Origin of the sequence: Rheinheimera baltica DSM 14885, assembly GCF_000425345.1 — a bacterium.
Lineage (GTDB): Bacteria > Pseudomonadota > Gammaproteobacteria > Enterobacterales > Alteromonadaceae > Alishewanella > Alishewanella baltica.
Map to the genome: position 1 here is coordinate 35,716 of NZ_AUDG01000013.1, position 25,755 is coordinate 61,470.

The window sequence follows — 25,755 nt, forward strand, 5'->3', positions numbered from 1 at the left end:
TAATTAATTTCAGTATGATACTTTATTACTCAGTATGATACTTTATTACTTAGTATGAAACTTTATTACTCTCCCACATTTATTTACGGTAAAGCTAACGGTTTATTCGACTGTTACTGACTTCGCCAAATTACGTGGCTGGTCTACGTCGGTGCCTTTGATAATGGCGACGTAGTAGCTGAGTAACTGCAACGGCAGGGTGTAGACGATGGGTGCCAGGATGTCGGCGACGTGCGGTACGTTGATTACCCGCATGGTGTCGTCAGACTGGAACTTGGCATCGGCGTCGGCGAATACGTATAAAATACCGCCACGGGCGCGCACTTCTTCGACGTTTGATTTCAGCTTTTCTAACAGGTCGTTGTTAGGCGCTACCACGATAATCGGCATTTGCGCGTCAATCAGCGCCAGCGGGCCGTGCTTTAACTCGCCTGCGGCGTAGGCTTCGGCATGAATGTACGAGATTTCTTTAAGCTTTAACGCGCCTTCCATGGCGATAGGGTACTGATCGCCACGGCCTAAAAACAACGCATGGTGCTTGTCGGCAAATTCCTCGGCTAAGGCTTCAATTTGTGGCGCCAGCGTTAAGGCTTGTTCCAGTTTACCCGGTAAGCTTTTCAGCGCTGCGGTTAACTCGTGCTGTTGTACCGCGGTTAAGCCGTTATATTTGCCAATCGCCAGCGTTAACATGGCTAAGCCCACTAATTGCGTGGTAAAGGCTTTGGTAGAGGCTACACCAATTTCGGCGCCGGCGCGGGTCATAAAAGCTAAGTCCGATTCACGCACCAGTGATGAACCCGCTACGTTACAAATGGTTAAACTGCCCACATAACCGGCTTCTTTGGCTAAGCGCAATGCGGCTAAGGTATCGGCCGTTTCGCCAGATTGCGAAATGCTTACCAATAAACTATTTGGCTGCACGAACGATTTGCGGTAGCGAAATTCAGAAGCAATTTCAACGTTACAGGAAATGCCGCCTAACGATTCTAACCAGTAGCGCGCCACCATGCCCGAGTGATAACTGGTACCACAGGCCACAATTTGCACATGCTTAACTTGTTTAAATAGCTCTGCTGCACCGTTGCCAAAGGTTTCGTCTAACACGGAATCGCTGCTTAAACGGCCTTCAAGGGTGTTATTGATTGCGGCTGGCTGCTCGTAAATTTCTTTTAGCATAAAGTGGCGGTACTGGCCTTTGTCGCCAGCGTCGTAACTTACGTTAGACTCGTGTACTTCGCGCTCGACAGCATTACCATTGCTATCAAAAATGCTTACGCTGTGACGGGTAATTTCTGCCACGTCGCCTTCTTCAAGAAACATAAACCGACGGGTAACCGGCAACAATGCCAGCTGATCTGAGGCAATAAAGTTTTCACCAATACCCAGGCCAATAACCAACGGGCTGCCTGAACGGGCAACTACCACGCGGCTGGCGTCGGTTTTGTCCATAAGCACGGTGCCATAAGCGCCATGCAATTGCTTAACCGATTTTTGAACTGCCGCCAGCAAACTACCGGCAGTTTTAAGTTCTTCTTCCACTAAGTGCGCGATAACTTCGGTGTCGGTGTCAGAGGTAAACACATAACCTTTAGCTTTTAAGGCATCGCGAAGCGGGCTGTGGTTTTCAATAATGCCGTTGTGCACTACGGTAATATTGCTGGAAACATGCGGGTGAGCATTGCGCTCGCTGGGCTCGCCGTGTGTGGCCCAACGGGTGTGGGCAATACCGGTGCCACCTGTTACCGGCTTTTCAGCAACGGCATCGGCCAGCTCTTTTACCTTTCCCAAACGGCGTAAGCGGGTTAACTCACCGCTTTGCGTCACAACCGCAACACCGGCAGAGTCATAGCCGCGGTATTCCAAGCGGCGCAGACCTTCAACCAGAATATCTACCACATCACGTTGCGCTACCGCGCCAACTATTCCACACATATTGTTTCTCCAAAAACCGTTAATTCGTTGTATTTATGCAAAGGCCGCAGCGGTTAACCGGCTACGCGGATTACCCTTACGCCTTGTTGTTCTATTAATGCCGCATCGGCGGCAGGCAAGCCTTCGTCGGTGACTAATACTTTGATCATTGACCAGGACAATTCTAAGTTGTGTATTTTGCGGCCCAACTTGTCAGACTCCAACATAACAATGACTTCGCGCGCTACGTCGGCCATTACCCGGCTTAAGCTGTATAACTCGTTGTACGTGGTGGTACCACGCGCTAAATCGATACCGTCTGCGCCAATAAACAGCTGATCAAAATCATAGTTGCGTAGCATCTGTTCCGCTAACTGGCCTTGAAATGCCTCTGACTGCGGGTCCCAGGTTCCGCCAGTCATCAGCAGGGTGGGTTCGTTTTCCAACTCGCGCAGCGCATTGGCTATTCCCAACGAATTGGTCATTACCACTAAGCCACGTTTTGCAGCCAGTTCAGGTAACAATGCCGCCGTAGTGCGGCCGCTATCAATAATAATGCGATAATGATCTTTAATCAGACTGGCTGCTGCTTTGGCAATTGCCAACTTTCGTTTCGAAACCTTTGCTAAACTTGAATCACTTACAAAGTCTTGCGGTACCGGCACCGCACCACCATAACGGCGCAATAACAAACCGGCTTGTTCCAGCACCGTCAAGTCCTTACGAATAGTTACTTCCGACGTTTGAAACTGTTCTGCCAGCTGCTCAACCGATAGCTCGCCTTGCTGTTGCAGTTGGCTAACAATGAGATGGCGCCGTTGTTGGGTATTTCGTTTATTCATATCTTTCGATTAAGTTTCGAAGTGAAAGATATTTTAAGCTGAATTAATAATTTTGCAAGTCGCAATTTTATGGCTGGCGAGTAACGCAATAAAGTTAATGATAACCATTTGCATTTGATAATTATTCGTATTATAGTTTGTCGCGTTAACGGATTAAATGCTTTACCAGGCCACGGATGGGTCTCCTGGTCGTTGTTTTACTTGTCTTGCACGTTAGGGGGTGGGTTTTGCCACCCCTGTTTTTTTCTCAGGTTATTTATGTTTCAACGCTGGCAATATCTGTTGGAAAAATGGCATTTGCTGGCCTTGCTGCTATTGCCTTTATACTATGCGTACTCAACAACAGCAGACAATTTACGGTCTGTAGTTCTGCTTTACGGCCTGTATAGCATTATTGTTGTTGCCAGCCTATGTCGCTTACCTTTGGCCTCGCCACCAGCAAAAATAACCGGCTGGGCCTGGCTGGAACAGTTTTTATTTCTTGCACTTTTACTCACACTGCTTGGCCTATTTTATCTGCCGCAGGCTCCCTTTTCATCTTTCGCTGCGCAGGTACTTTGGTTAAATACGCAACTGGCTTTCGCCGGATTATTGCTAAAGCACTACTGGGCAGTAAAAACACGCCAAGCTAGCGCAAAAACGGTTAATACCGCACCGCATTGGTTGGTGGGGTATGCCAGCCAATCAGGCGTGGCGCAACAGCTAGCACAACATAATGCAGCCCAACTACAGCAAGCGGGCTTTGCGGTTACCCTGGCAGAGCTAAACCAAATTAACCAACTTCAACTCAATAGTTTCCAGCGGGCACTATTTGTCGTCAGTACTTACGGTGACGGTGAGCCACCAGATAATGCCAATCAGTTTTATCAACTGGCGCAGCAGTGGCAGCATTCACTGCATCAGTTGCAATTTGCCGTATTAGCTTTAGGAGACAGCCGCTATCAGCAGTTTTGTGCTTTTGGTCGCTGGCTACATACCTGGTTACAACAGCGTGATGCTAAACCGTTGCATCCACTTCTAGAGCTAGACACGGCAAAGCAGCAAGCGCCGGTAATGACACAATGGCAACAGCTGTTAACTGGCTTTACCAAAACACAGGCCCCGCAAATGCAACCAATCTGGCAGCAAGCGCGCTTAGAAAGCCGTTACATTGCCAACCCAGCCAGTAAAGGCTTGCCGTGTTTCATTGTAAAGTTACAGCTGCCTAGGGGGAGCCAATGGCAAGCCGGTGATATTGTCGATATTCAGCCAGAAAACAGTAAGTGCAACGTGGCGTTATGGTTAACGCAACACCAGATCAACGGGTGTCAGGCAGTACAATACAAAAGCCAACATATGCCGCTATGCTGGGCGCTAGCTGAGTTACAGCTGGACAACGTCTTGCCGCCACCTGAAGGGGTGCCGGTAGAACGTTGGCTGGCGCAACAGCCAACGCTGCCACTGCGAAGTTATTCTATCGCGTCGTTGCCTGAAGAAGGCCCTGCCGTGCTGCTGGTACGCCAAGTGAAAAAGCCCGACGACACCTTGGGTATAGGTTCAGGCTGGCTTACGGCGTGGTCAATAGAGCAACAGTTAATACAAGTGCGGCTGCGTGAGCATACACCATTTCATTTACCCCCAGACGACATACCGTTAATCCTTATCGCCAGCGGTACGGGTATTGCCGGACTACGCGCCTTATTGGCACAACGGGTTAAACGGGGGCAGCGGCAAAACTGGCTGATATTTGGTGAGCGCCACCCAGACAGCGACTTTTTCTTTGCTAAAGATATTCGCCATTGGCAGCAGCAAGGTTTTATACCGCAATGCGATCTGGCGTTCTCACAAGCGCACGCAAACAAGTATTATGTACAACACGCACTGGCAGCAAAACGTGAGCAGGTAAAACAATGGTTGGCCAGCGGCGCCGCTATCTATGTTTGCGGCAGCCTGCAAGGTATGGGCAGCGCTGTACATCAGGTGCTCACCAACATTATGGGAGATGCCGCGCTTAGCCGGTTACAACAACAGGGGCGTTACCGGCGAGATCTGTACTAGTTATTACCCGGTGCAAAGCTTATGCGGCCACTTTGTACTGCCATATTTATAGGCACCGCGGTAAGTAATTTTACCGTAGGGTTGGAGGTGTCTAGCCGGTAAACCGGATTATTCGCCAGAAAACCATTTACCAGCGCCAGCAATTCATTGCTTACCGGCGCCAGGTTACCGCGGTAGCCTGCCGCTTCAATAGTCGAACCCAGTAACTTAACCGAGCGCAGGTAAACGGCTTTTTCAGCGCCGTCATAATAAGGTACGCCTTCAACGTTCAGCTGCATGGTGGCCGGATAACTTAAACCAAATAACGACAAGGTTGCCGTTGCCCCCGTATTAACACGCACGCGGTCTGAATTGTCCGGGCCAATATCAACTTGCATTGTATCCACTTTCATATTTAGCGGAATGCCAGCCACATTAGCCTGACGCGTTAAGCTTGGTATTTGCTGGCGCAACAGTTGCTCAAGATCCGCCTCTGATACCGAGTAAGTAGACATTTGTTGCAATTGGCTGCAACCGGCTAGCAACAACACAAAAATATACAGGATGAATCTCATAATATCCCCAAAAATTATTGCCCTAAAGGCAAGGGCAAAAACATGTTTTATCTGTGCTCTGTTATACCATTTCTTTCGCTAATCTGTATAAACTCATGCTTGAATAAACTTGTAAAGTACGTATTCTTGCATTAGCAGTTTCTCATTTAACATGGTAGCGTCGTTTGCCTAAACCAAACCAACCTCAACGTATATCACTTAAAGCGCGGCCAATAAAAGTAACCTTATTGATTTTACTGGTTATGCTTGGCATCACGTCAATGCCTTCGTTGTTGAACGTGGTGTTACCAGAGATACCCTATAGCATTTACTTACCTCTGCATACCATATTGGAAGTGATTGCAGTTGTGCTTGCGGGGATGACGTTTGCCGTTATTCGAGAACAAGCGCTGGTAAAAATGACACTTCGTAGTGCAGTAGTCGCATGCGCGTTTTTCGCTATTTTTTGGCTCGATTTAGCACACTTACTGTCTTATAAAGGCATGCCACCATATTTTAATGAAAATACAGCGGAAAAAGCCATTAACTTTTGGCTTGTTGCGCGGCTGTTAGGTGCTACAACACTGTGTTTTGTTGTTTTACCGCTGGCAGATAAACGTACAGGCTTAAAGCAGTATTATGCCATGCTAGCAGCAGCGATAACGCTGGTTTTAGCTTGCCATTACTGGTTTATCTTACACCCCGAAGCGATACCACGCACTTATATTGAAGGTATGGGGCTAACTCAGTTTAAGATTGTCACTGAATACAGTGTCATTTTTATTAGTGCAGTTACGATTTACCTAATTATTTTATATCGTCATTTTCAAAGAGCATTTCACGCTCCGGCACTGCTCGCTGCTGTGGTTACAACGATACTTAGCGAGCTATGTTTTACGTTATATAACCAACTAAGTGATATTTATAATATTATTGGCCACCTATTAAAGCTTGTTTCTTACTTATTTTTATATCGAGCTCTCGTTTATGAAACATTAGCGGCCCCTTACTTACAACTCGTTCGTTCTAAAGCAGAATTAGCCGCAACCCTATCAGCAACACCCGATATTCTGCTCGATGTTGACCAAAATGGTGTATTGCATAGAGTACATTCCCGCCCAGACAGTAATATGAGTATCGCATCAACGCACTTTATCGGCAGTAACACCAAGGACGTATTACCACAAAATATTGCTGAAACCATGTTAAAAGCAATGAATCAAGCCGCGCAAAGAAAAGGCTGTTCAGACGCTTATCAATGTGCGTTAAACGACGCGAATGCCGCAGCGCCAATTTGGTTTCAGATAATTGCTGCCATTAAACCCAATACAGCTTCTTTACAGCGCTTTATTTTGTCTGTTCGCGATATTACTGCGCAAAAAAATTTACATGCCTCGGAGCAATTAAACGCTTTGGCGTTTCATACTCGTGAAGCCATTATGATTACCGATGCTGAGCAACGTATTATTCGGGTTAACCCCGCTTTTACTGACATTACCGGTTACAGTGAAGCTGAAATTGTAGGACAAAACCCTTCCAGGCTGAGTTCTGGCTTACACGACAAATTGTTTTACCAGCGACTGTGGGGAGCGCTTAAAGAGTACGATGTGTGGAGTGGTGAAATTTACAATAGACGGAAAAATGGCGAGGTTTTTCCAGAGCATGTCATTATTAATGCCCTGAAAGATAATGAAGGGCAAGTTACACATTATATCGCCAGTTTTAATGACATTAGTAAGGCCAAGGCAGATCAACAACGTATTCACCGTTTAGCGTTTTACGATCCACTCACGCATTTACCGAATCGCCGTTTATTATTGGACAAAATTGTTGATACACAATCTGAAAGTCAGCGTAATGGCCAGTTTGCAGCGTTATTTTTTATCGATCTGGATCATTTTAAACGCCTAAACGACAGCTTGGGTCACTCGTTTGGTGATGAACTATTACGTCAACTTGCCGACAGACTTCAACTGACAATTAGAACTACGGATATCCTGGCCCGCCCCGGCGGTGATGAGTTTATTTTACTCGCTAAACTACAAACAACCGACCAAACAGCCGCGGCTTTGGACGCACAAATTCTTGGCAACAAGGTACTTGAGCAAATTAGACAGCCTTATATGCTGAAAAATCACCAATACAATATTACTGCCAGTATTGGTATTGCGTTATTTAATGACAGTAGTAACGGAGTAGACGAGTTAATGTCGTCAGCAGATCTTGCTATGTATCATTCAAAAGAAAGTGGTCGCAATCAACTTTTTTTCTTTGAACCTCAAATGCAACAAAAGCTAAAACAGCGCCAAAAAATGGAGCAGGGGTTAAAACAAGGTTTGGCTAATGAACAATTCCATGTTTATTATCAGCCCAAAGTAAATACGTTAGGCCATGTTGTTGGTTATGAAGCCCTTATAAGGTGGCAGCACCCTGAGTTCGGTTTAATTAGCCCAGATAGTTTTATTCCGCTGGCAGAAAGTACCGGCCTTATTATCGATATAGGTAGTTGGGTATTGGAACAAGCTTGCGAGCAAATTGCTAAGTTTAGTGCTCAGGGAGAGTCGCTTTCAATTGCCGTTAATGTTAGCCAGCGTCAATTAACCCGCACAGACTTTGCGGAATTGGTCAGTACGATTGTCGTTAATAGTGGCATTGATCCCTCGCTGCTGGAGTTAGAAATTACAGAAAGTATGCTCAATGATGATCTGGAAAATACGCGACAAAAATTAACGGCCCTTAGCCAACTAGGTATCACTTTTTCTCTAGACGACTTTGGAACTGGTTATTCATCGCTCTATTATTTACAAAAGCTTCCAATGAATGTACTTAAAATTGACCAATCCTTTGTGCGGGAATTTTTAACACAAGAAACCGATTACGCTATTGTTAAAACCATTGTAGCAATGGCAAAAGCACTGTCCCTTAAAGTAGTGGCTGAGGGCGTAGAAGAACAGGAACAGTATGAGGCGCTTGTTGCTTTAGAATGTGATTTTTTTCAAGGTTATTTATTTGGAAAACCATCTCCGTTGTCATAAAGTGAGTTTTAAGTGCTCCACGTGAAACACAACCGACCAGTAAAGCACAGTCACTGTGAAGCAGTCACACCGATTAAGTTGTGATATGCTCGAGCGCGTTCACGGGAACCTATACAACATAATGAGAAACGACCATGTCCTTGATCCTTAAACTTATTGCCGGCATTGTGCTGGGTATGCTGTGTGGTTTATATGCGCCACATTGGGTTACACAGCTGTTAATTACCTTTAAAGGCCTGTTTGGCGAACTGCTGTTTTTTACAGTGCCACTGCTTATCTTATTCTTTATCACTAGCGGTATTGCGGCTTTACCCCGTAATTCTGGCAAGTTGCTTAGTCGTACTCTGGGTTTAGCCTATTTATCGACAGTAACTGCCGGTACGCTGGCGTTTTTGGTTGCCAGTGTTGTAGTGCCTATGCTCACTCAAGCGAATAGTGCCGCCGCACCCGCCAACGTTGCGCATTTAGCTCCCTTTATTGAAATGGATATTCCACCAGCCATCAGTGTAATGACGGCACTGGTATTAGCCTTTATCTTTGGTTTGGGTATAGCGGCGACACAAGCGCAGCAATTAAAACAGTTATCTGATCAAGGCCGCGATGTTATCCAGTTAATGCTGGAAAAAGTGATTATTCCACTATTACCTCTGTATATCGCCGGTGAATTTGCCCAAATGGCAGCAGCGGGCACCGTGTTTGGCACACTTAAAACTTTTGGTATCGTTTTGGTGCTGGCCGTTGCTATGCATTGGTGCTGGATCATCACGCTGTACACTATTGCCGGTATCAAGGCCGGAAAATCGCCTTTTGCACTGATTAAAAACATGATGCCAGCCTATTTTACTGCGCTGGGTACCATGTCAAGCGCAGCGACCATTCCGGTTTCGTTACAAGCGACCAAAGCCAATGGCGTAAAACCGGATGTGGCTAACTTTACCGTACCGCTGTGTGCAACTATTCACTTATCTGGGTCAACCATCACTATTGTTACCTGTGCTATGGCTGTGGTCACTATGGTTAATGGCCTGGAAATGCCGTCATTATTAACGGTGTTACCATTTATTTTTATGCTGGGTGTTGTAATGCTGGCTGCACCGGGTGTACCGGGTGGTGCCGTGATGTCAGCAGTAGGTTTACTTGGTTCTATGTTAGGCTTTGGCGAAGCGGCTATCGCACTGATGATTGCGCTGTACATGGCACAAGACAGCTTCGGTACTGCCTGTAATGTAACTGGCGACGGTGCTATAGCGGTGCTTGTAGACAAAGCTGAATGAGTTTCACACTGATAGTGTAGGTTGGAATCCCGATTTGGGCGTCACAGAGTGTCTGAGCCCTGCCGTAGGCAATAGGGCGACAAATTCGTCAGGAACGAATTTGAACAGCTTCGCTGGCCTGAAAGGGCTTGGGCAGGAAGCCCAAGCTAGTTGCTGTGACGAGCCAAAGCGGGAATTGCAACCGGAGCTTACGCCGTCTGGACAATAATAAAACAGCCCGCAAATGCGGGCTGTTTTTTAACTCACTTTTTAATTTTTACCGGCCGTTGCCAATCGGCAATATGCCGCGGTTTCGCACGGGCCACCACCAGCTCGCCATCGGCGGCATCACGGGTCAATACTGAACCGGCACCGACAGTAGCATTAACGCCAACCGTTACCGGAGCGACCAAAGAGCTATTAGAGCCAATAAAGGCGCCATCTTTAATGGTGGTGACAAACTTATTCGCACCATCGTAGTTACAGGTAATAGTACCGGCACCTACATTCACTTTGCTGCCGATAACCGCATCGCCCAGATAGGTAAGATGGTTCGCTTTTGAACCTTTACCCAGGGTGGTTTTTTTCATCTCGACAAAGTTACCAACATGGCTGTCGTCCAGCATCACGCTGTCCGGCCGCAGACGAGCATAAGGCCCAACAGAACAATCCGCGCCAACGCTGGCTTTTTCAATCATGCTGTTGGGTTTAATTTCGCTGTTATCGCCAATTACGCAGTCTTTTAAAATACAGTTGGCACCTATGGTAACGCCTTTGCCCAGCACAACCTTACCTTCAAATATCACGTTGATATCGATCATTACATCGTTACCCACCTCAACCGTGCCGCGTACATCGATACGCGCCGGGTCGCGTAAATTAGCGCCAGCCAGCATCAGTTCTTCGGCTTTGCGCTGCTGATACGCACGCTCTAACGCCGCTAATTGTAAGCGGTTATTAGCACCTTCTACTTCCATTGGATTTTGCGGCTGGGCGGTGGTAATTTCTACACCTTCACTGTGCGCCATGGCAATAACGTCAGTTAAGTAGTACTCGCCCTGAGCATTGCTGTTAGACAAGCGGCTGAGCCATGCCTTTAGCTGTTTACCGGGCAATGCCATAATACCGCTGTTCACTTCGTTAATAAGCAGCTGTTCAGGGTTAGCGTCTTTTTGCTCAACAATGCCGGTAACTTTGCCGTTTTCACGCATAATACGGCCATAGCCGGTTGGGTTTGCCAGATTAACGGTTAAAATGGCCAAGCCGTTATCTGGTTTTACCGCTAATAATTGCTGTAAGGTGTCCAAACGAGTAAGCGGTACATCACCATATAACACCAGTACGGTATCGTCATCAGCAATATTTGGTTCTGCCTGTGCTACGGCATGGCCGGTGCCCAACTGCTCTGCCTGTAATACCCAATGCAAGGGTTGCTCACCCATAGCCGCTTGCAATGCCTCTGCACCATAGCCATACACCAGTTGTGGCTTGTCTGAACCTAGCGCTCTGGCAGTATCAATGACATGCTGCACCATCGGCCGCTCAGCCACTTTGTGCAATACCTTTGGTAAGTCTGATTTCATCCGCGTGCCTTTACCGGCAGCCAGAATAACTACATTTAATGCCATAAAAAATCCTTGTAATAATGCGTCTTATCGCTAGTGCCGATATTCTAATAGATATCGCAGCAGATTACAGGATCAGGGTGAAGTTTTCCTTAACGGTGGGGACAGCCAACAAAAAAGCCACCCTAAGGTGGCTTTTTAAACTTCGGAACCCGAACTTATTTTTTACGCATTTTCTGAATAATGCGCAGCTGTGCAATGGCCTCGGCCAGTTGCGCGGCAGCTTCAGCATAGTTGAAGTCTGCGCCAGCGTGCTGCATCGCTTCTTCGGCACGTTTTTGTGCGTCTAAAGCCGCTTGCTCGTCTAAGTCTTCGCCGCGTACCGCGACATCGGCCAGTACAGTGATGGTATCGGGTTGTACTTCAAGTACACCACCGGCTACGTATATCACGTGTTCTTCGCCAAATTGTTTCACGATACGGACCATGCCAGGTTTCAGGGTGGTCAGTAACGGGGCGTGGAAAGGTAAAATACCTAACTCGCCCTCACTGCCTGTGACCTGCACGGATTCGACAAGGCCGGAGAAGATTTTTTCTTCGGCACTTACTACATCCAGTTGCACTGTCATCGCCATCTCGCTCTCCTAAAGCCTGAACTTACAGTTTCTTCGCTTTTTCGATCGCTTCGTCGATAGAACCAACCATGTAGAACGCTTGTTCTGGCATATGGTCGAACTCACCTTCCAAGATGCCTTTAAAGCCACGGATAGTTTCTTTCAGCGGTACGTACTTACCAGGTGAACCGGTAAATACTTCAGCTACGAAGAAAGGCTGTGACAGGAAGCGCTGAATTTTACGCGCACGGTATACGGTTGTACGGTCTTCATCAGACAGTTCGTCCATACCCAAAATCGCGATAATGTCTTTCAGCTCTTTGTAACGCTGCAGTACAGATTGCACACCACGCGCTACTTCATAGTGCTCTTTACCGATTACCAGCGGATCTAACTGACGAGACGTTGAATCCAGTGGATCGATCGCCGGGTAAATACCCAATGATGCGATGTTACGGCTAAGTACTACGGTCGCGTCTAAGTGCGAGAACGTGGTTGCTGGTGACGGGTCAGTTAAGTCATCCGCAGGTACGTATACGGCCTGGATAGACGTAATAGAACCTGTTTTAGTAGAAGTGATACGCTCTTGTAGAGCACCCATCTCTTCCGCCAGCGTTGGCTGGTAACCTACCGCTGATGGCATACGGCCTAAAAGTGCAGACACTTCAGTACCGGCCAGCGTGTAACGGTAGATGTTATCTACGAAAAACAGTACGTCACGACCTTCGTCACGGAATTTTTCTGCCATGGTTAAGCCGGTTAACGCTACGCGTAAACGGTTACCTGGTGGCTCGTTCATCTGACCGTAAACTAACGATACTTTATCCAGTACGTTAGAGTCTTTCATCTCGTGGTAGAAATCGTTACCTTCACGAGTACGCTCACCAACACCGGCGAATACTGAGTAACCGCTGTGCTCGATCGCGATGTTACGGATCAGTTCCATCATGTTTACGGTTTTACCTACACCGGCACCACCGAACAGACCTACTTTACCGCCTTTAGCGAACGGGCATACCAGGTCGATAACTTTAATACCAGTTTCTAACAACGCGTTAGATGCCGCTTGATCTTCGTAGCTTGGCGCGGCACGGTGAATAGGCATACGCTCTTCTTCACCGATAGGGCCTGCTTCGTCGATTGGCTCGCCTAATACGTTCATAATACGGCCCAGCGTGGCTTTACCCACCGGAACGTGAATTGCTTTACCGGTGTTAGACACGGCAGCGCCGCGACGTAAACCGTCTGTTGTACCTAACGCGATAGTACGCACTGTACCGCCACCCAGCTGCTGCTGCACTTCCAGCACTAAACCAGCCAGATCACCGTCAGTCACGTTTAACGCGTCATAGATACCAGGTACCGCATCTTGTGGAAAATCGATATCCACAACGGCGCCAATGATTTGGACGACCTTACCTTGACTCATGATGTTTCCTCAAATTTCTCAAAACTGTTTACCTTAGCCTACAGCTGCCGCACCTGCGACGATTTCGCTAAGCTCCTGGGTAATCGCGGCCTGACGTGCTTTGTTATAAACAAGCTTCAGGTCGTCCATCAGGTTACCGGCGTTGTCGGTTGCAGCCTTCATAGCTACCATCCGCGCCGCGTGCTCGCTGGCAGAATTTTCTACCACGCCCTGATAAACTTGCGATTCGACGAAACGGTCTAACAACATATCGATGATAGGTTGTGGGTCCGGCTCGTACAGGTAATCCCAGTTATGTGCTTTTTGCTCAATTTCTGCTTTTGGCAAAGGTAAGAGTTGATCGATCACTGGCTCTTGTTTCATGGTGTTTACAAACTTGTTGTACACCAGAAACAAGCGGTCAATCCGGCCTTCGTTAAATGCGTTAAGCATCACTTTTACCGAACCAAGCACATCAGCCAAACGTGGTACGTCACCTGAACCCGCCTGTTGCGCAACTACCTTACCACCGAAACGCTTAAAGAACGTTGTAGCCTTATTACCGATAACGGCAAACTGGGCATCAACGCCTTTGTCTTTCCAGCTTTTCAGCGAAAGGGCAACTTTCTTAAACTCGTTGGTATTCAGGCCACCGCAAAGTCCACGATCAGTAGAAATGATAATATAACCAACCCGTTTAACCTCACGATCCGCTAAATACGGATGGCGGTATTCCAGGCTGCCATTAGCAACGTTACCGATCACTTTGCGCATACCTTCAGCGTATGGGCGTGTTGCAGCTACACGGTCTTGCGCTTTGCGCATTTTGCTGACCGCAACTTTTTCCATAGCACTGGTGATCTTGCGAGTATTGTTAATACTCCCGATCTTACTTTTTATCTCTTTACCACCGGCCATGACTGTATCTCCGTTTCATTCAACGAATGGGGTGGCATCGCCACCCGCATTGATTACCAGGTCTGCGTTGCCTTGAATTTATCAATAGCAGCTTTGAACGTAGACTCGATTTGGTCGTTGTAGTTACCGGTTTTATCGATATCAGCCATCAGCTCAGCGTGTTCAGCTCGCATGAAAGCAATCAAACCCGCTTCAAAATCCAGGATTTTTGCCACGTCGACATCTTTCATAAAGCCTTTTTCGATAGCGAAAATAGACACGCCCATATCGGCTACAGACATCGGGCTGTACTGTAACTGTTTCATCAGTTCAGTAACCTTTTGGCCGTGCTCTAACTGTGCGCGGGTCGCTTCGTCAAGGTCAGACGCAAACTGGGCAAATGCCGCAAGTTCTGAGTACTGAGCTAATGCCAGACGAATACCACCACCTAATTTCTTGATGATCTTAGTTTGTGCCGCACCACCAACCCGTGATACCGAAATACCAGCGTTCACCGCAGGACGGATACCGGCGTTGAATAAGTCAGTTTCTAAGAAGATCTGACCATCAGTAATCGAAATTACGTTAGTTGGTACGAATGCAGAAACGTCACCCGCTTGAGTTTCAATAATTGGCAATGCGGTTAAAGAACCGGTTTTGCCTTTTACTTCACCGTTGGTGTACTTTTCTACATAGTCTGCGTTTACGCGTGATGCGCGTTCCAGCAAACGTGAGTGAAGATAGAATACGTCACCTGGATAAGCTTCACGGCCTGGTGGACGACGCAACAGTAACGAGATTTGACGGTAAGCTACAGCTTGCTTAGACAAATCATCGTATACGATCAGCGCATCTTCACCGCGGTCACGGAAGTATTCGCCCATGGTACAGCCAGAGTATGGTGCTAAGAACTGCAGCGCAGCCGCTTCTGAAGCAGAAGCTACAACCACGATAGTGTGTGCCAGTGCGCCGTGCTCTTCCAGCTTACGTACTACGTTAGCAATGGTAGAAGCCTTTTGGCCTACTGCAACATAAACACACTTAACGCCAGTGCCTTTCTGGTTGATAATCGCATCGATAGCCAGTGCCGTTTTACCGGTCTGACGGTCACCGATCAGCAATTCACGCTGACCACGGCCGATAGGGATCATCGCATCTACTGACTTATAGCCAGTCTGCATTGGCTGATCTACCGATTGACGCTCGATAACGCCTGGTGCAATTTTCTCTACTGGTTCAAAACCGGCAGCATCAATTGGACCTTTACCGTCGATAGGTGCACCTAAGGTGTTAACTACACGGCCTAATAACGCAGGACCAACCGGCACTTCTAAAATACGGCCGGTGCTTTTTACTTTAGTGCCTTCGGTTAAGTCCGCATACGGGCCCATAACTACAGCACCAACTGAGTTGCGCTCTAAGTTAAGCGCGATAGCATAGCGGTTGCCAGGAAGCTCAATCATCTCACCCTGCATACAATCTGCAAGACCGTTGATACGAATAATACCGTCAGTTACCTGAACGATAGTACCTTCGTTACGAGCTTCACTGACCACTTCGAACTGAGCAATACGACTCTTGATCAGTTCTGATATTTCAGTGGAATTCAGTTGCATTCTCTGTTCCCCAATTATGACTGCAGCGCAGTTGCTAAACGATCCAACTTACCGCGGATCGAGCCATCAATAACCATGTCACCTGCTTTGATTAGCATACCGCCAACCACTGCAGGATCTTCGCTACAGTTTAATTTAACTTTGCGTGCCAAACGTTGCGATAATGCCGTGGCTAGCTTGTCTTGTTGTGCTTTAGAAAGCTTGGTAGCAGAAACCACAGACACGTCGATTTCTTTTTCATACTCAGCTTTAAGCGCAACAAACGCAGCTAACACCTCGGGCAACGCCAACAAGCGATGATTTTCTGCCATCACTTTTATAAAGTTCTGGCCGTGCTCATTGAGTTGCTCACCACATACCTGAATAAACAGACCGGCCTGCTTGTCAGCAGCGCCGTTGGCGCCTAAATAAGCACCAACCTGGTCGTTCTTTGCTACTTCAGCAGCAAAGGCCAACATCTGTAGCCAGGCGTCTAGTGCATTTTGCTCAACCGCAAAATCAAAAGACGCTTTGGCGTAAGGACGAGCAATATTAGTCAAATCAGACATAGCTCATCCTCTTACAGTTCTTGAACCAGTTTTTCCAGAATGTCGCTGTGAGCAGCTTCATCAATAGAACGTTGCAGAATTTTCTCTGCGCCGGCTACTGCTAATGCAGCAACTTGCTTGCGCAGCTCTTCGCGTAAACGGTTACGTTCCGCTTCTAATTCTGCCCGGCCAATAGCCAGAATATTTTCACGTTCCGCATTGGCTTTGTGCACCGCTTCATCCAACATTTTGGCTTCGCGTTTTTTCGCTTGGTCAATAATGTCGGCTGCTTGTGCTTTAGCGTCTTTTAACTGATCTTTGGCTTTGTCCTGGGCTAATGCCAGGTCTTTTTCCGCACGATCAGAGGCTGCTAAACCATCAGCAATTTTTTTCTGGCGCGCTTCAATCGCATTGATCAGCGGCGGCCATACAAATTTCATACAGAACAGTACGAACACCGCAAATGCGATTAATTCGCCTAACAGAGTGGCGTTTAAAGTCACGACCGCTCCTCCTTAGTTAACAGTTGTTCGGATTAACACAAATCTTCGATTACAGTGCGAACAACATGTACATGGCGATACCAACGCCAATCATCGCAACGGCGTCGATAAGACCTGCCAAGATGAACATTTTAACTTGCAGTGATGGCGCCAGTTCTGGTTGACGCGCACATGCTTCAAGGAACTTACCACCCATGTTACCGAAACCCAGTGCAGTACCGATAGCACCGAAACCGATTAACAAAGCAACTGCGATTAATTTAATAGCTACTGCAATTTCCATTTTTTATCTCCAGAGTTTTTAAAGTTAAAGTTAAAGTAAAAATTAATGGTTATCTGAACTGGCCATGCTTAAGTAAACAATGGTCAGCATCATAAATACAAATGCCTGCAACACGATAACCAGAATATGGAATACCGCCCAGACAAAGTGCAGTGGTAGCTGAGCTAAACCAATGGCACCAATCAGAATAAAGATCATTTCGCCAGCATACAGGTTACCGAATAGACGCAGTGCCAGTGAAAAAGGCTTAGCGACTAGAGCAATCGTTTCCAACAATAGGTTCGCTGGAATTAACACTATTTGTAGCGGTACGTTTTTGGTGCTAAATGGGTGCAGGGTAAGTTCTTTAATAAAACCCATTACGCCTTTGATACGAATCGAATACCCGATCATCAAAATAAACACGCCAATAGCCAGCGCAGCAGTCAAGTTGACATCGGTAGTAGGTACAATTTTCATGTACACATCATGCGAATCCATACCCAGGGCTTGTTCACCAACAAAACCAGCAAACGCAGGCAGGAAGTCTACCGGGATTAAATCCATCAAGTTCATCAGGAACACCCAGACAAAGATGGTCAGTGCCAGTGGTGCGATTAACTTACTTGAACCGTGGTAAGTGTCCTTAACGTTAGTAGCAACAAGCTCTACTACCATTTCAATAAAACACTGAAATTTCCCCGGAACGCCGGTTGTGGCTTTTTTTGCTGCGCTGCGGAATACCCACAGAAACAACAAACCAAGGCCAATAGACCACGCTAACGTATCGATATGCCATGTCCAGAACCCGACCTCACTACACGCTTTATTAAATGCAACGCTACCATCAACGGTGCACATTTTTGCGTTAGTAAGGTGGTGCTGAATATGACTAGAGAGGGTTAACTCTTCACCTGCAGCCATGTTTCATCCCATTGTTAATGTTTAAAAAAAACTGGTGCTGACCATTGTGTTAGCAGTGTCAGCAAAAAACCGGTTAAAAAGACTTCAGGAACCAGTTGTTGCTGACTAAATACCATTGCTAAAAGCACAGCGGTTAAAATTAACTTTAATGACTGCCCCCGCATAAAGGCCGCCAAAACAGCGTTTGCGTCATCTAGTGCGCTAAAACGAAACGCGAAAAACACAAACACACAATTCGGTATTACAGCAGCTAGGCCGCCTTTAAAGGCTGACTTTGCTGCGGCTGCATCGGCAGCTAAAAAAAAAGCCAGTGTTATAACGCCGGCTACTGCAAGTTGACATAACACCAACTTGTAGGCTGATTTGCGCGCCAAAGCCGCACTTTTATCAGTCACTGTAAGTCCCCCTGAAATAACCCGTGAAGGGGGTATAAAAAACTTGCGAAAGTATACTTATTTGCCTTCAATTTGCAACAAAAAGCGGCGTAAGCACTATCACAGTACAGATATCTGGTACATTTTGGTGCATTAATCTTCAGTTATATTCAACTTATTAATAATGCCGTCTAACTCAGCCAGACTACTGTAATTAATTTCCAGCTTGCCTTTACCCTTGTTGTTGTAACTTATTTGAACTGGCGCAGCAAAGCGTTCACTTAAACGCTGCTCTAATGCCAATACGTCTGGATCTCGTGGTTTTTCTGCTACAGCGGGTTTTGGCTCTAAAATACGTCTTACTAGGTTTTCCGTTTCACGCACGGTAAGCTGTTTTGCTGCGACTAAACGTGCCGCATCTGACTGTTCATTATCGTGTAATGCTAGCAATGCCCTAGCATGGCCCATATCGATATCACCATGCTCTAATAACAGCTTAACATCATCATTTAGTTGATTAAGGCGTAATAAATTAGTGACAGAGGCGCGAGATTTCCCAACAGCATCAGCAACTTGCTGGTGAGTAAGACCAAACTCTGTTAATAGCTGATCCAAGGCGACAGCTTCTTCCATTGCATTTAAATCTTCACGCTGAATATTTTCAATCAGTGCGATTGCAACAGCAGCTTCATCCGGAACATCTTTAATAATACAGGGCACTTCCGCCAGTTGTGCTAACTGGCTGGCACGCCAACGTCGTTCACCGGCGATAATCTCAAACTTATCTTTCGCTATTGGACGTACCACAATAGGTTGAATGATGCCTTGAGCCCGAATTGAACTGGCTAAATCTTCTAGCGCTTCTTGCGACATGTCTTTACGGGGCTGATATTTACCCGGCGTTAAAAATTCAACCGGCAATTTCTGTAATTCGCTTGTGGTTGGGCTGACGGTTTCGTTATTACTGGTTCTATTGGACGTAAGTAAGGCATCCAACCCCCGGCCCAGGCCTCGTTTCTTTACAGACATGTTAAATACATTCCCTAAATTACTCTAATCAGACACTGGTTGTGCTGTTAACGGTTTTTTTATCAGCCCGGCGCAGCATTTCTCCCGCTAATGCCAGGTACGCTTTGGCTCCGGTTGAATTTTTATCGTAATACATCACTGGTGCACCAAAGCTGGGCGCTTCTGCTAAGCGTACATTGCGCGGAATTACTGCGCGGTATACTTTGTCACCAAAATGTTGTTTCAATTGCTCAGAAACATCATTAGCCAAGCGGTTGCGTGGGTCGTACATCGTTCTTAGTATACCTTCGATCTTAAGCTCTGGATTCACAGCAGCAGCTAACTGATTAATAGTTTCTACCAGTGCGGTTAAACCTTCTAAAGCAAAATACTCGCATTGCATGGGTACTAACACGGTGTCTGCCGCAGCCATGGCGTTAACAGTTAGCATATTTAACGACGGTGGGCAGTCAATAAAGATAAAATCATAACTGTTACGATAGTCTTTTAATGCGTTGCGCAGGCGTAACTCACGGGCAAAAACATTCATTAACCTCACTTCTGCAGCGGTTAAATCAGCATTGGCGCCAACTAAGTGATAACCACCGCTGGTATCTTTAACCAAAACGTCGACCAAAGGTTTTTCGTCAACCAGTAGTTCGTATGCAGTAGCCGGAATATCATATTTATCGACACCGCTGCCCATGGTGGCATTACCCTGAGGATCCAAATCGATCAACAGTACCTTGCGCTTAGTCGCAGCCAAAGAAGCAGCCAGATTTATGGCTGTAGTGGTTTTACCTACACCACCTTTCTGATTAGCTATTGCGATTACTTTCGCCACAAGATGTCCTCGATATCAATTAGCAGGGAAGCAGTATTACCAAATGCCGCTGTGCTTGCAACTGCGGTACAGCAAGTGGTTGAACGGAGGCTACTTTAACAAAATCAGGCAAAGCTGCAATTTCTTCTTGTACTGCAGCAGCCTTCATGGCGAAAAAGCGCCCATTTACTTGCGGTAAATGCTTACACCAGCTCAACATATCATTCATAGAAGCAAAAGCGCGACTAATTACGCCATCGTAACCCTGCTCTGGATGGTGATCTTCAACCCTGATTTGTAATGGGTGAATATTGCTTAATTTTAACTGCAATTTTACCTGATTTAAAAACCGGATTCGTTTACCTAAGCTGTCCAGTAAGGTGAAGTCTTTGTCTGGATAGTAAATTGCCAACAATACTCCTGGCAATCCGGGCCCGGTGCCAACATCAATAAACCTTTCGCCTATTAAGTGAGGTGCTACAACAAGGCTATCCATGACATGTTTTATTAACATTTCTTGCGGATCACGCACCGATGTCAGATTGTAGGCGCTATTCCATTTGTCGAGTAACTGAACATAATCAATACATTGCTGTAATTGTTGCTCTGACAGTGACAAGCTGGTTTGCGCCACCAGCGAGCGTAATTGATCTAACATGCCTTTCCTTAAGCCGATTTACGCAATAAACCCTGTTTTTTCAGATAGACCAGTAACAACGAAATAGCAGCTGGTGTGACTCCCGAAATACGAGACGCTTGTCCTACAGTTTGAGGTTGTGTTTGATTTAATTTAGAAATGACCTCATTTGACAGCCCTCTAACAGATTCATAATCAAACTGTTTTGGTAACAGTGTCTGTTCATTGCGTTGTTGCTTAGCAATTTCGTCTTGTTGGCGATGGATATAACCTTCATATTTAATTTGAATTTCAACTTGTTCAGCTGCTGCAGGATCTGTTAAACCCGGGCCCAGATCATTAATTTGCATAAGGCCGGCGTAAGTCACTTCAGGTCTGCGTACAAGTTCTTCTAAACTAGCTTCTTTGCTTAATGGCGTTTTGATTAGTGCATTTACTGCAGTTAGCGCTGCATGTTGCGGGTGGATCCAGCTTTGTTTTAAACGTTGACGTTCTAATGCTATTTGTTCCATTTTTTCGTTAAATGCTGCCCAGCGTTCATCGTTAATCAAGCCAAAGTCTCTGCCTTTTTCTGTTAAACGTGAGTCAGCATTGTCTTCCCGAAGCATCAAACGATATTCAGCTCTGCTGGTAAACATACGATAAGGTTCTTTAGTTCCCATTGTGGTTAAATCGTCAACCAATACTCCAAGATAAGCCTGATCGCGACTTGGCGACCATCCGTCTTTATTTTGGCTAAATAGCGCTGCGTTTAACCCGGCTAACAGGCCTTGTGCACCTGCTTCTTCGTAGCCGGTAGTACCATTGATTTGACCAGCAAAAAATAAGCCACTGATAAATTTAGTTTCAAGTGTGTTTTTTAGATCTCGTGGATCAAAGAAATCGTATTCAATTGCATAACCAGGACGCGTTATATGAGCGTTTTCCATGCCTTTAATCGATCGTACAATACTTAGCTGCACATCAAAGGGTAGGCTGGTTGAAATACCATTTGGATAAACTTCATGGGTGGTTAACCCTTCTGGTTCTATAAAAATCTGGTGTTTGTCTTTATCAGCAAAACGGGTAATTTTGTCTTCTATTGATGGGCAATAACGTGGCCCAATACCTTCAATGACGCCGGTGTACATTGGTGAACGATCGAGGTTATTTCGGATTACGTCGTGTGTCTGTTCATTGGTATAAGTGATATAACACGGGATCTGTCTTGGTTGATCACTGTGTTTACCCATAAAAGAAAACACTGGTGTTGGGTTGTCACCAGGTTGTACTTGCATCAGCGAAAAATCAATAGTTCTTGCATCAATACGGGGTGGTGTACCTGTTTTTAGTCGATCTACCCTAAATGGTAATTCACGTAATCGTTTTGCTAGAGCGATTGATGGTGGATCACCTGCTCTGCCACCTGAACTACTTTGCAAGCCTATGTGGATTTGGCCACCTAAAAATGTCCCTACCGTTAAAACCACAGATTTAGCTTTAAACTTTAAGCCCATCTGAGTAATAACACCGGTCACTTGATCATTTTCGACGATGAGATCATCACAAGATTGTTGGAAAATACTCAGATTCGGCTGATTTTCCAGTATTTGCCGGATTGCTGCACGGTATAACTGACGATCAGCTTGAGCTCGAGTTGCGCGTACTGCTGGGCCTTTTGAACTATTTAATGTTCTAAATTGAATGCCGCCTTTGTCAGCGGCTAGTGCCATAGCACCACCTAAGGCATCAATTTCTTTTACTAAATGGCCTTTGCCTATACCACCAATTGCTGGGTTGCATGACATCTGACCTAGTGTTTCAACATTGTGTGTCAGCAATAATGTTTTTTGTCCCATACGCGCAGCTGCTAAAGCGGCTTCTGTGCCAGCATGGCCACCACCTACAACAATGACGTCGAAAGTTTCTTGGTACAACATAATTGCCTCTGTTTCCTGTTGAACTGATCTATCGTTAAAGGGCACATATTGTATCTTGATCTACTGTCTAGGGGAATGGCACAACGGCAGAAGGATCTTCTAAATTAAATAAGATCTTTTTAGAGATCTTTTTATTACTGTTACTATTAAGCAGCAGGTTTTCCGTGCATAAGCAGATCTTTAATTGAAGGATCAGATGCTTATGAACGATCGGATCCTGTGATCAAGCTAGGATCTACTACCTTTAAACCGGTGATCAAAATAGCTAGTTATCCACAGACCGAAATAATATTTTTTTTATAAATAGGATAAATACAGCTTAATCACCACTAATTAGATAACTTATACACATATAGGATATAAAAATACATAAGCTGTATATAACTTGGGTGTAAGCAGATCCTTGCTTAAATTAGCTTTTATCATGCTTTTATCATACTGATATCAAGACACTGATACTTAAGGTATTTATTGTATTGCCAAGTTGGTTTTATTGCTGAGGCCAGCCTGGGAGAGAGTTACGTAATCCTGATCTTCCTGAGATATACTTGTTTTTGCGGGTGCTAGTCACCCGCTTTTTTATGGCAAGACTTTTATTAATTGAGGCAACCATATCAAAGCAGTATCTTCGGGTAGCCTAGGATGCTGAGCATCTATTTCTAACGCGTCCAGCAAGCATTTAGCGCCTTTATTTTGTAGTAATTTGGCTAATTTTCGACCTGCTTCGCAAAAAGTATCATATCCAGAGTCACCTAAAGTGATCATGGCATAAGAAAGTGTGTTAAGATCACGCCGATCTTGTGCTAATTGATCCGCAAAGGGTTGAATATTATCAGGCAGATCTCCTGCGCCATAGGTGGATGTGATTACTAACCAGACATGGGTTTGGTTGAGGTGATCCAGTTCGGGTTTCAGATGTAGATTAACGTCATAGCCCGCTTGTACCAGTGTTTCAGCAACTTGTTCTGCCACATATTCCGCTGCGCCCATTTGGCTGCCAACGAGGATGTCTATCATGATATGCCTCTTGTCATAAGAATGTTTGGCTATACTACTGGAATAAAATCTGTCAAAGCTATGTTTTTGGCATGATTTACGTGTTTTTACTGCTTTGCAGGCTAAGTAAAAACAACAATAGCACTACCACTACGCCTGCGTGTTATTGAGGTTTAAACAACGTATGTCTGACACTGTGTCATTTTCCCAGCTAATGCTGCCTGAAGCTATTGTTCGTGCTGTTACTGAACTTGGCTATGAATCGCCGTCGCCTATTCAAGCGGCTGCTATCCCTAAACTATTAGCTGGCGAAGATGTATTAGGCCAAGCGCAAACGGGTACCGGTAAAACGGGCGCTTTTGCTTTGCCTTTATTAGCGCGTCTGGATCCTGCGCAAAACGATCCACAAATTTTGGTGTTGGCGCCAACACGTGAACTGGCAATACAAGTTGCAGAAGCTTTTCAAGCTTATGCGCGTTATATGCCAGCCTTTCATGTACTGCCGTTATACGGTGGCCAGAGCTACACGAATCAGTTGAAATCATTAAAACGCGGTTCACAAGTTATTGTGGGTACTCCAGGCCGTATTCTTGATCACTTAGATCGTGGTACGTTAAAGCTGGATAAACTGCGTGCTATCGTGCTGGATGAAGCCGACGAAATGCTACGCATGGGCTTTATTGATGATGTGCAGACCATTATGGATGCTACACCACCGGGTCGTCAGGTAGCGATGTTCTCTGCAACAATGCCTGCACCTATCCGCGCTATTGCTCAGAAGCATTTAAAGAATGCTGAAGAAATTAAAATTGCATCGAAAACCAGTACTGTTGAGCGTATTACTCAGCGGTATGTGATGTTAGATGGTAACCAGAAGCTGGATGCGTTAACGCGCTTACTTGAAGGCGAAGAGTACGATGCCACTATCGTGTTTGTGCGTACGAAAAGCGCTACTGAAGAAATTGCTGAAAAACTCGGTGCCCGCGGTTATGCTGTTGCCTGTTTAAACGGCGACATGAACCAGGCACACCGCGAACTGACTATCCGCAAAATGAAAGCGAATCAGCTCGACGTTATTGTTGCAACTGACGTTGCTGCCCGTGGTTTGGATGTAGAGCGTATAAGTCTGGTAGTAAACTACGACATTCCATATGACAGCGAAGCTTATGTACACCGTATCGGCCGTACTGGCCGTGCTGGCCGTGAAGGTAAAGCGATTTTATTCGTGTCGCCGCGTGAACGCCGCTTACTGCGTACAATTGAACATGCGACTAAGCAACCGATTGAGCAGATGTCACTGCCAACTGGCCGTGTAATTGAACAACGTCGTATCGAATCGTTCCGCGAGCAGTTAGCGCAAACGATAGAAACTCAGGATCTGAGCTTTTTCCAAACGTTAATTAATGACTGGCGCGAGAAGATTGAAACCACGGAAAACGATCTGGCCGCGGCGTTGTTGTATTTAGCGCAGAAAGATCAGCCGTTAAATGTGGCAAGTCAGTTCCCGGAAATTCGTGAACCGCATGCACGTGGTGAACGTGAAGAGCGTCCGCGTCGTGAACGTAGCGATCGTCCAGACCGCGGCGGTGACCGTCCTGATCGTGGGCCACGTGTTAAGCGTGAAATGAAAGGTGATTACCAGACTTACCGCATTGAAGTAGGTAAAGAGCATGGTGTTCGTGCTGGTGATATCGTTGGTGCTATTGCTAACGAAGCCCACATTGATAGCCAGTTTATTGGTAATATTAAGTTGTTTGATCATTTCAGTACCGTAGAGTTGCCAGCGACGATACCAAGTGAGATTTTCCAGCACTTGAAGAAAGTTTACGTGCGTAAGCAAAAACTGAATATCACTGTAGACAGTGGAGCGGCGCCAGCCGGTGACCGTCGCCCGTCTAATGGTCCAGGCCCGCGCCCGGGTGCTGCACCACGCGCACCACGTAAGCCACGTGACTAAGTTTTAGTGTAATAATAAAACCCTGCAAAGCAGGGTTTTTTATTGGCGACAGAATAACCACTGCACGTGATGAACCGTGCTTGTCTGACAAGCTGAAGTTTCTTATTGTATAAG

The 25,755-nt window shown here is 46.0% G+C and carries 22 protein-coding genes; 4 read left to right on the forward strand and 18 right to left on the reverse strand.

The features are described 5' to 3' along the window. Positions 1-102 precede the first annotated feature (102 nt). Together glmS and H595_RS0106790 are read right to left on the reverse strand one after the other, a co-directional pair. Complete coding sequence (gene glmS, locus H595_RS0106785) at positions 103-1,932, reverse strand: glutamine--fructose-6-phosphate transaminase (isomerizing) (RefSeq protein ID WP_027670536.1); 1,830 nt, start codon at positions 1,930-1,932, stop codon at positions 103-105. Between the two features lie 53 nt (positions 1,933-1,985). Continuing rightward, on the reverse strand, positions 1,986-2,753 hold the full coding sequence (locus H595_RS0106790; RefSeq protein WP_027670537.1) for a DeoR/GlpR family DNA-binding transcription regulator: 768 nt from the start codon (positions 2,751-2,753) through the stop codon (positions 1,986-1,988). A gap of 258 nt (positions 2,754-3,011) precedes the next feature. Here H595_RS0106790 and H595_RS21760 point away from each other — a divergent pair, with 258 nt between their 5' ends. Beyond that, a complete protein-coding gene (locus H595_RS21760) occupies positions 3,012-4,790 on the forward strand; it encodes a flavodoxin domain-containing protein (protein WP_051219764.1) in 1,779 nt (592 codons plus the stop codon). Here the strand turns inward: H595_RS21760 and H595_RS0106800 are convergent. Then, positions 4,787-5,344 (reverse strand): YceB family lipoprotein, encoded by a 558-nt coding sequence (locus H595_RS0106800; protein ID WP_027670538.1) that lies wholly within the window; start codon positions 5,342-5,344, stop codon positions 4,787-4,789. The two genes, H595_RS21760 and H595_RS0106800, sit on opposite strands and share 4 nt — an antisense overlap. 164 nt (positions 5,345-5,508) lie before the next feature. Between H595_RS0106800 and H595_RS21765 the strand changes: the two genes are divergently transcribed. Then, positions 5,509-8,358, forward strand: coding sequence for a bifunctional diguanylate cyclase/phosphodiesterase (locus H595_RS21765; RefSeq protein ID WP_240474840.1), 2,850 nt, complete (start codon positions 5,509-5,511; stop codon positions 8,356-8,358). A 134-nt stretch (positions 8,359-8,492) separates the two neighbouring features. Beyond that, complete coding sequence (locus tag H595_RS0106810; RefSeq protein ID WP_027670539.1) at positions 8,493-9,632, forward strand: dicarboxylate/amino acid:cation symporter; 1,140 nt, start codon at positions 8,493-8,495, stop codon at positions 9,630-9,632. Positions 9,633-9,874: 242 nt separating this feature from the next. Here the strand turns inward: H595_RS0106810 and glmU are convergent, their stop codons facing one another. The 15 genes from glmU to mioC all read right to left on the reverse strand — a co-directional run bounded on the left by glmU (position 9,875) and on the right by mioC (position 23,705). Continuing rightward, the gene (gene glmU / locus H595_RS0106815) at positions 9,875-11,239 is read right to left on the reverse strand and encodes a bifunctional UDP-N-acetylglucosamine diphosphorylase/glucosamine-1-phosphate N-acetyltransferase GlmU (protein WP_027670540.1); all 1,365 of its coding nucleotides are present in this window, start codon (positions 11,237-11,239) and stop codon (positions 9,875-9,877) included. Positions 11,240-11,394: 155 nt separating this feature from the next. Further along, entirely contained in the window at positions 11,395-11,811 is a 417-nt protein-coding gene (locus tag H595_RS0106820) for a F0F1 ATP synthase subunit epsilon (protein WP_027670541.1), read from the reverse strand. Positions 11,812-11,833: 22 nt separating this feature from the next. Further along, positions 11,834-13,219, reverse strand: coding sequence for a F0F1 ATP synthase subunit beta (atpD, locus tag H595_RS0106825; protein ID WP_027670542.1), 1,386 nt, complete (start codon positions 13,217-13,219; stop codon positions 11,834-11,836). 33 nt (positions 13,220-13,252) lie between these two features. Then, positions 13,253-14,116, reverse strand: a complete 864-nt coding sequence (gene atpG, locus H595_RS0106830) for a F0F1 ATP synthase subunit gamma (RefSeq protein ID WP_027670543.1) — start codon at positions 14,114-14,116, stop codon at positions 13,253-13,255. Positions 14,117-14,169: 53 nt separating this feature from the next. Further along, complete coding sequence (gene atpA / locus H595_RS0106835) at positions 14,170-15,711, reverse strand: F0F1 ATP synthase subunit alpha (RefSeq protein ID WP_027670544.1); 1,542 nt, start codon at positions 15,709-15,711, stop codon at positions 14,170-14,172. Positions 15,712-15,725: 14 nt separating this feature from the next. Next, positions 15,726-16,259 (reverse strand): F0F1 ATP synthase subunit delta, encoded by a 534-nt coding sequence (gene atpH, locus H595_RS0106840; RefSeq protein WP_027670545.1) that lies wholly within the window; start codon positions 16,257-16,259, stop codon positions 15,726-15,728. 11 nt (positions 16,260-16,270) lie between these two features. Further along, positions 16,271-16,741: a F0F1 ATP synthase subunit B gene (gene atpF, locus H595_RS0106845; protein ID WP_027670546.1), complete on the reverse strand. Its 471-nt coding sequence runs from the start codon at positions 16,739-16,741 to the stop codon at positions 16,271-16,273. 49 nt (positions 16,742-16,790) lie between these two features. Further along, positions 16,791-17,024, reverse strand: a complete 234-nt coding sequence (atpE, locus tag H595_RS0106850; RefSeq protein WP_010376881.1) for a F0F1 ATP synthase subunit C — start codon at positions 17,022-17,024, stop codon at positions 16,791-16,793. A 42-nt stretch (positions 17,025-17,066) separates the two neighbouring features. Beyond that, on the reverse strand, positions 17,067-17,927 hold the full coding sequence (gene atpB / locus H595_RS0106855; protein WP_027670547.1) for a F0F1 ATP synthase subunit A: 861 nt from the start codon (positions 17,925-17,927) through the stop codon (positions 17,067-17,069). 14 nt (positions 17,928-17,941) lie between these two features. Beyond that, positions 17,942-18,322, reverse strand: coding sequence for an ATP synthase subunit I (locus H595_RS0106860; protein WP_027670548.1), 381 nt, complete (start codon positions 18,320-18,322; stop codon positions 17,942-17,944). A gap of 132 nt (positions 18,323-18,454) precedes the next feature. Further along, positions 18,455-19,330 carry a ParB/RepB/Spo0J family partition protein gene (locus H595_RS0106865; RefSeq protein WP_027670549.1) on the reverse strand — a complete coding sequence of 292 codons (876 nt, stop codon included), beginning with the start codon at positions 19,328-19,330 and terminating at the stop codon, positions 18,455-18,457. Positions 19,331-19,358: 28 nt separating this feature from the next. Beyond that, the gene (locus H595_RS0106870; RefSeq protein ID WP_027670550.1) at positions 19,359-20,153 is read right to left on the reverse strand and encodes a ParA family protein; all 795 of its coding nucleotides are present in this window, start codon (positions 20,151-20,153) and stop codon (positions 19,359-19,361) included. A gap of 19 nt (positions 20,154-20,172) precedes the next feature. Then, positions 20,173-20,790 carry a 16S rRNA (guanine(527)-N(7))-methyltransferase RsmG gene (rsmG, locus tag H595_RS0106875; protein WP_027670551.1) on the reverse strand — a complete coding sequence of 206 codons (618 nt, stop codon included), beginning with the start codon at positions 20,788-20,790 and terminating at the stop codon, positions 20,173-20,175. A gap of 8 nt (positions 20,791-20,798) precedes the next feature. Next, on the reverse strand, positions 20,799-22,688 hold the full coding sequence (mnmG, locus tag H595_RS0106880) for a tRNA uridine-5-carboxymethylaminomethyl(34) synthesis enzyme MnmG (RefSeq protein WP_027670552.1): 1,890 nt from the start codon (positions 22,686-22,688) through the stop codon (positions 20,799-20,801). Positions 22,689-23,267: 579 nt separating this feature from the next. Then, positions 23,268-23,705 (reverse strand): FMN-binding protein MioC, encoded by a 438-nt coding sequence (gene mioC / locus H595_RS0106885; protein ID WP_027670553.1) that lies wholly within the window; start codon positions 23,703-23,705, stop codon positions 23,268-23,270. Between the two features lie 163 nt (positions 23,706-23,868). Here mioC and H595_RS0106890 point away from each other — a divergent pair, with 163 nt between their 5' ends. Next, positions 23,869-25,641, forward strand: coding sequence for a DEAD/DEAH box helicase (locus tag H595_RS0106890; RefSeq protein ID WP_205623186.1), 1,773 nt, complete (start codon positions 23,869-23,871; stop codon positions 25,639-25,641). Positions 25,642-25,755 lie beyond the last annotated feature (114 nt).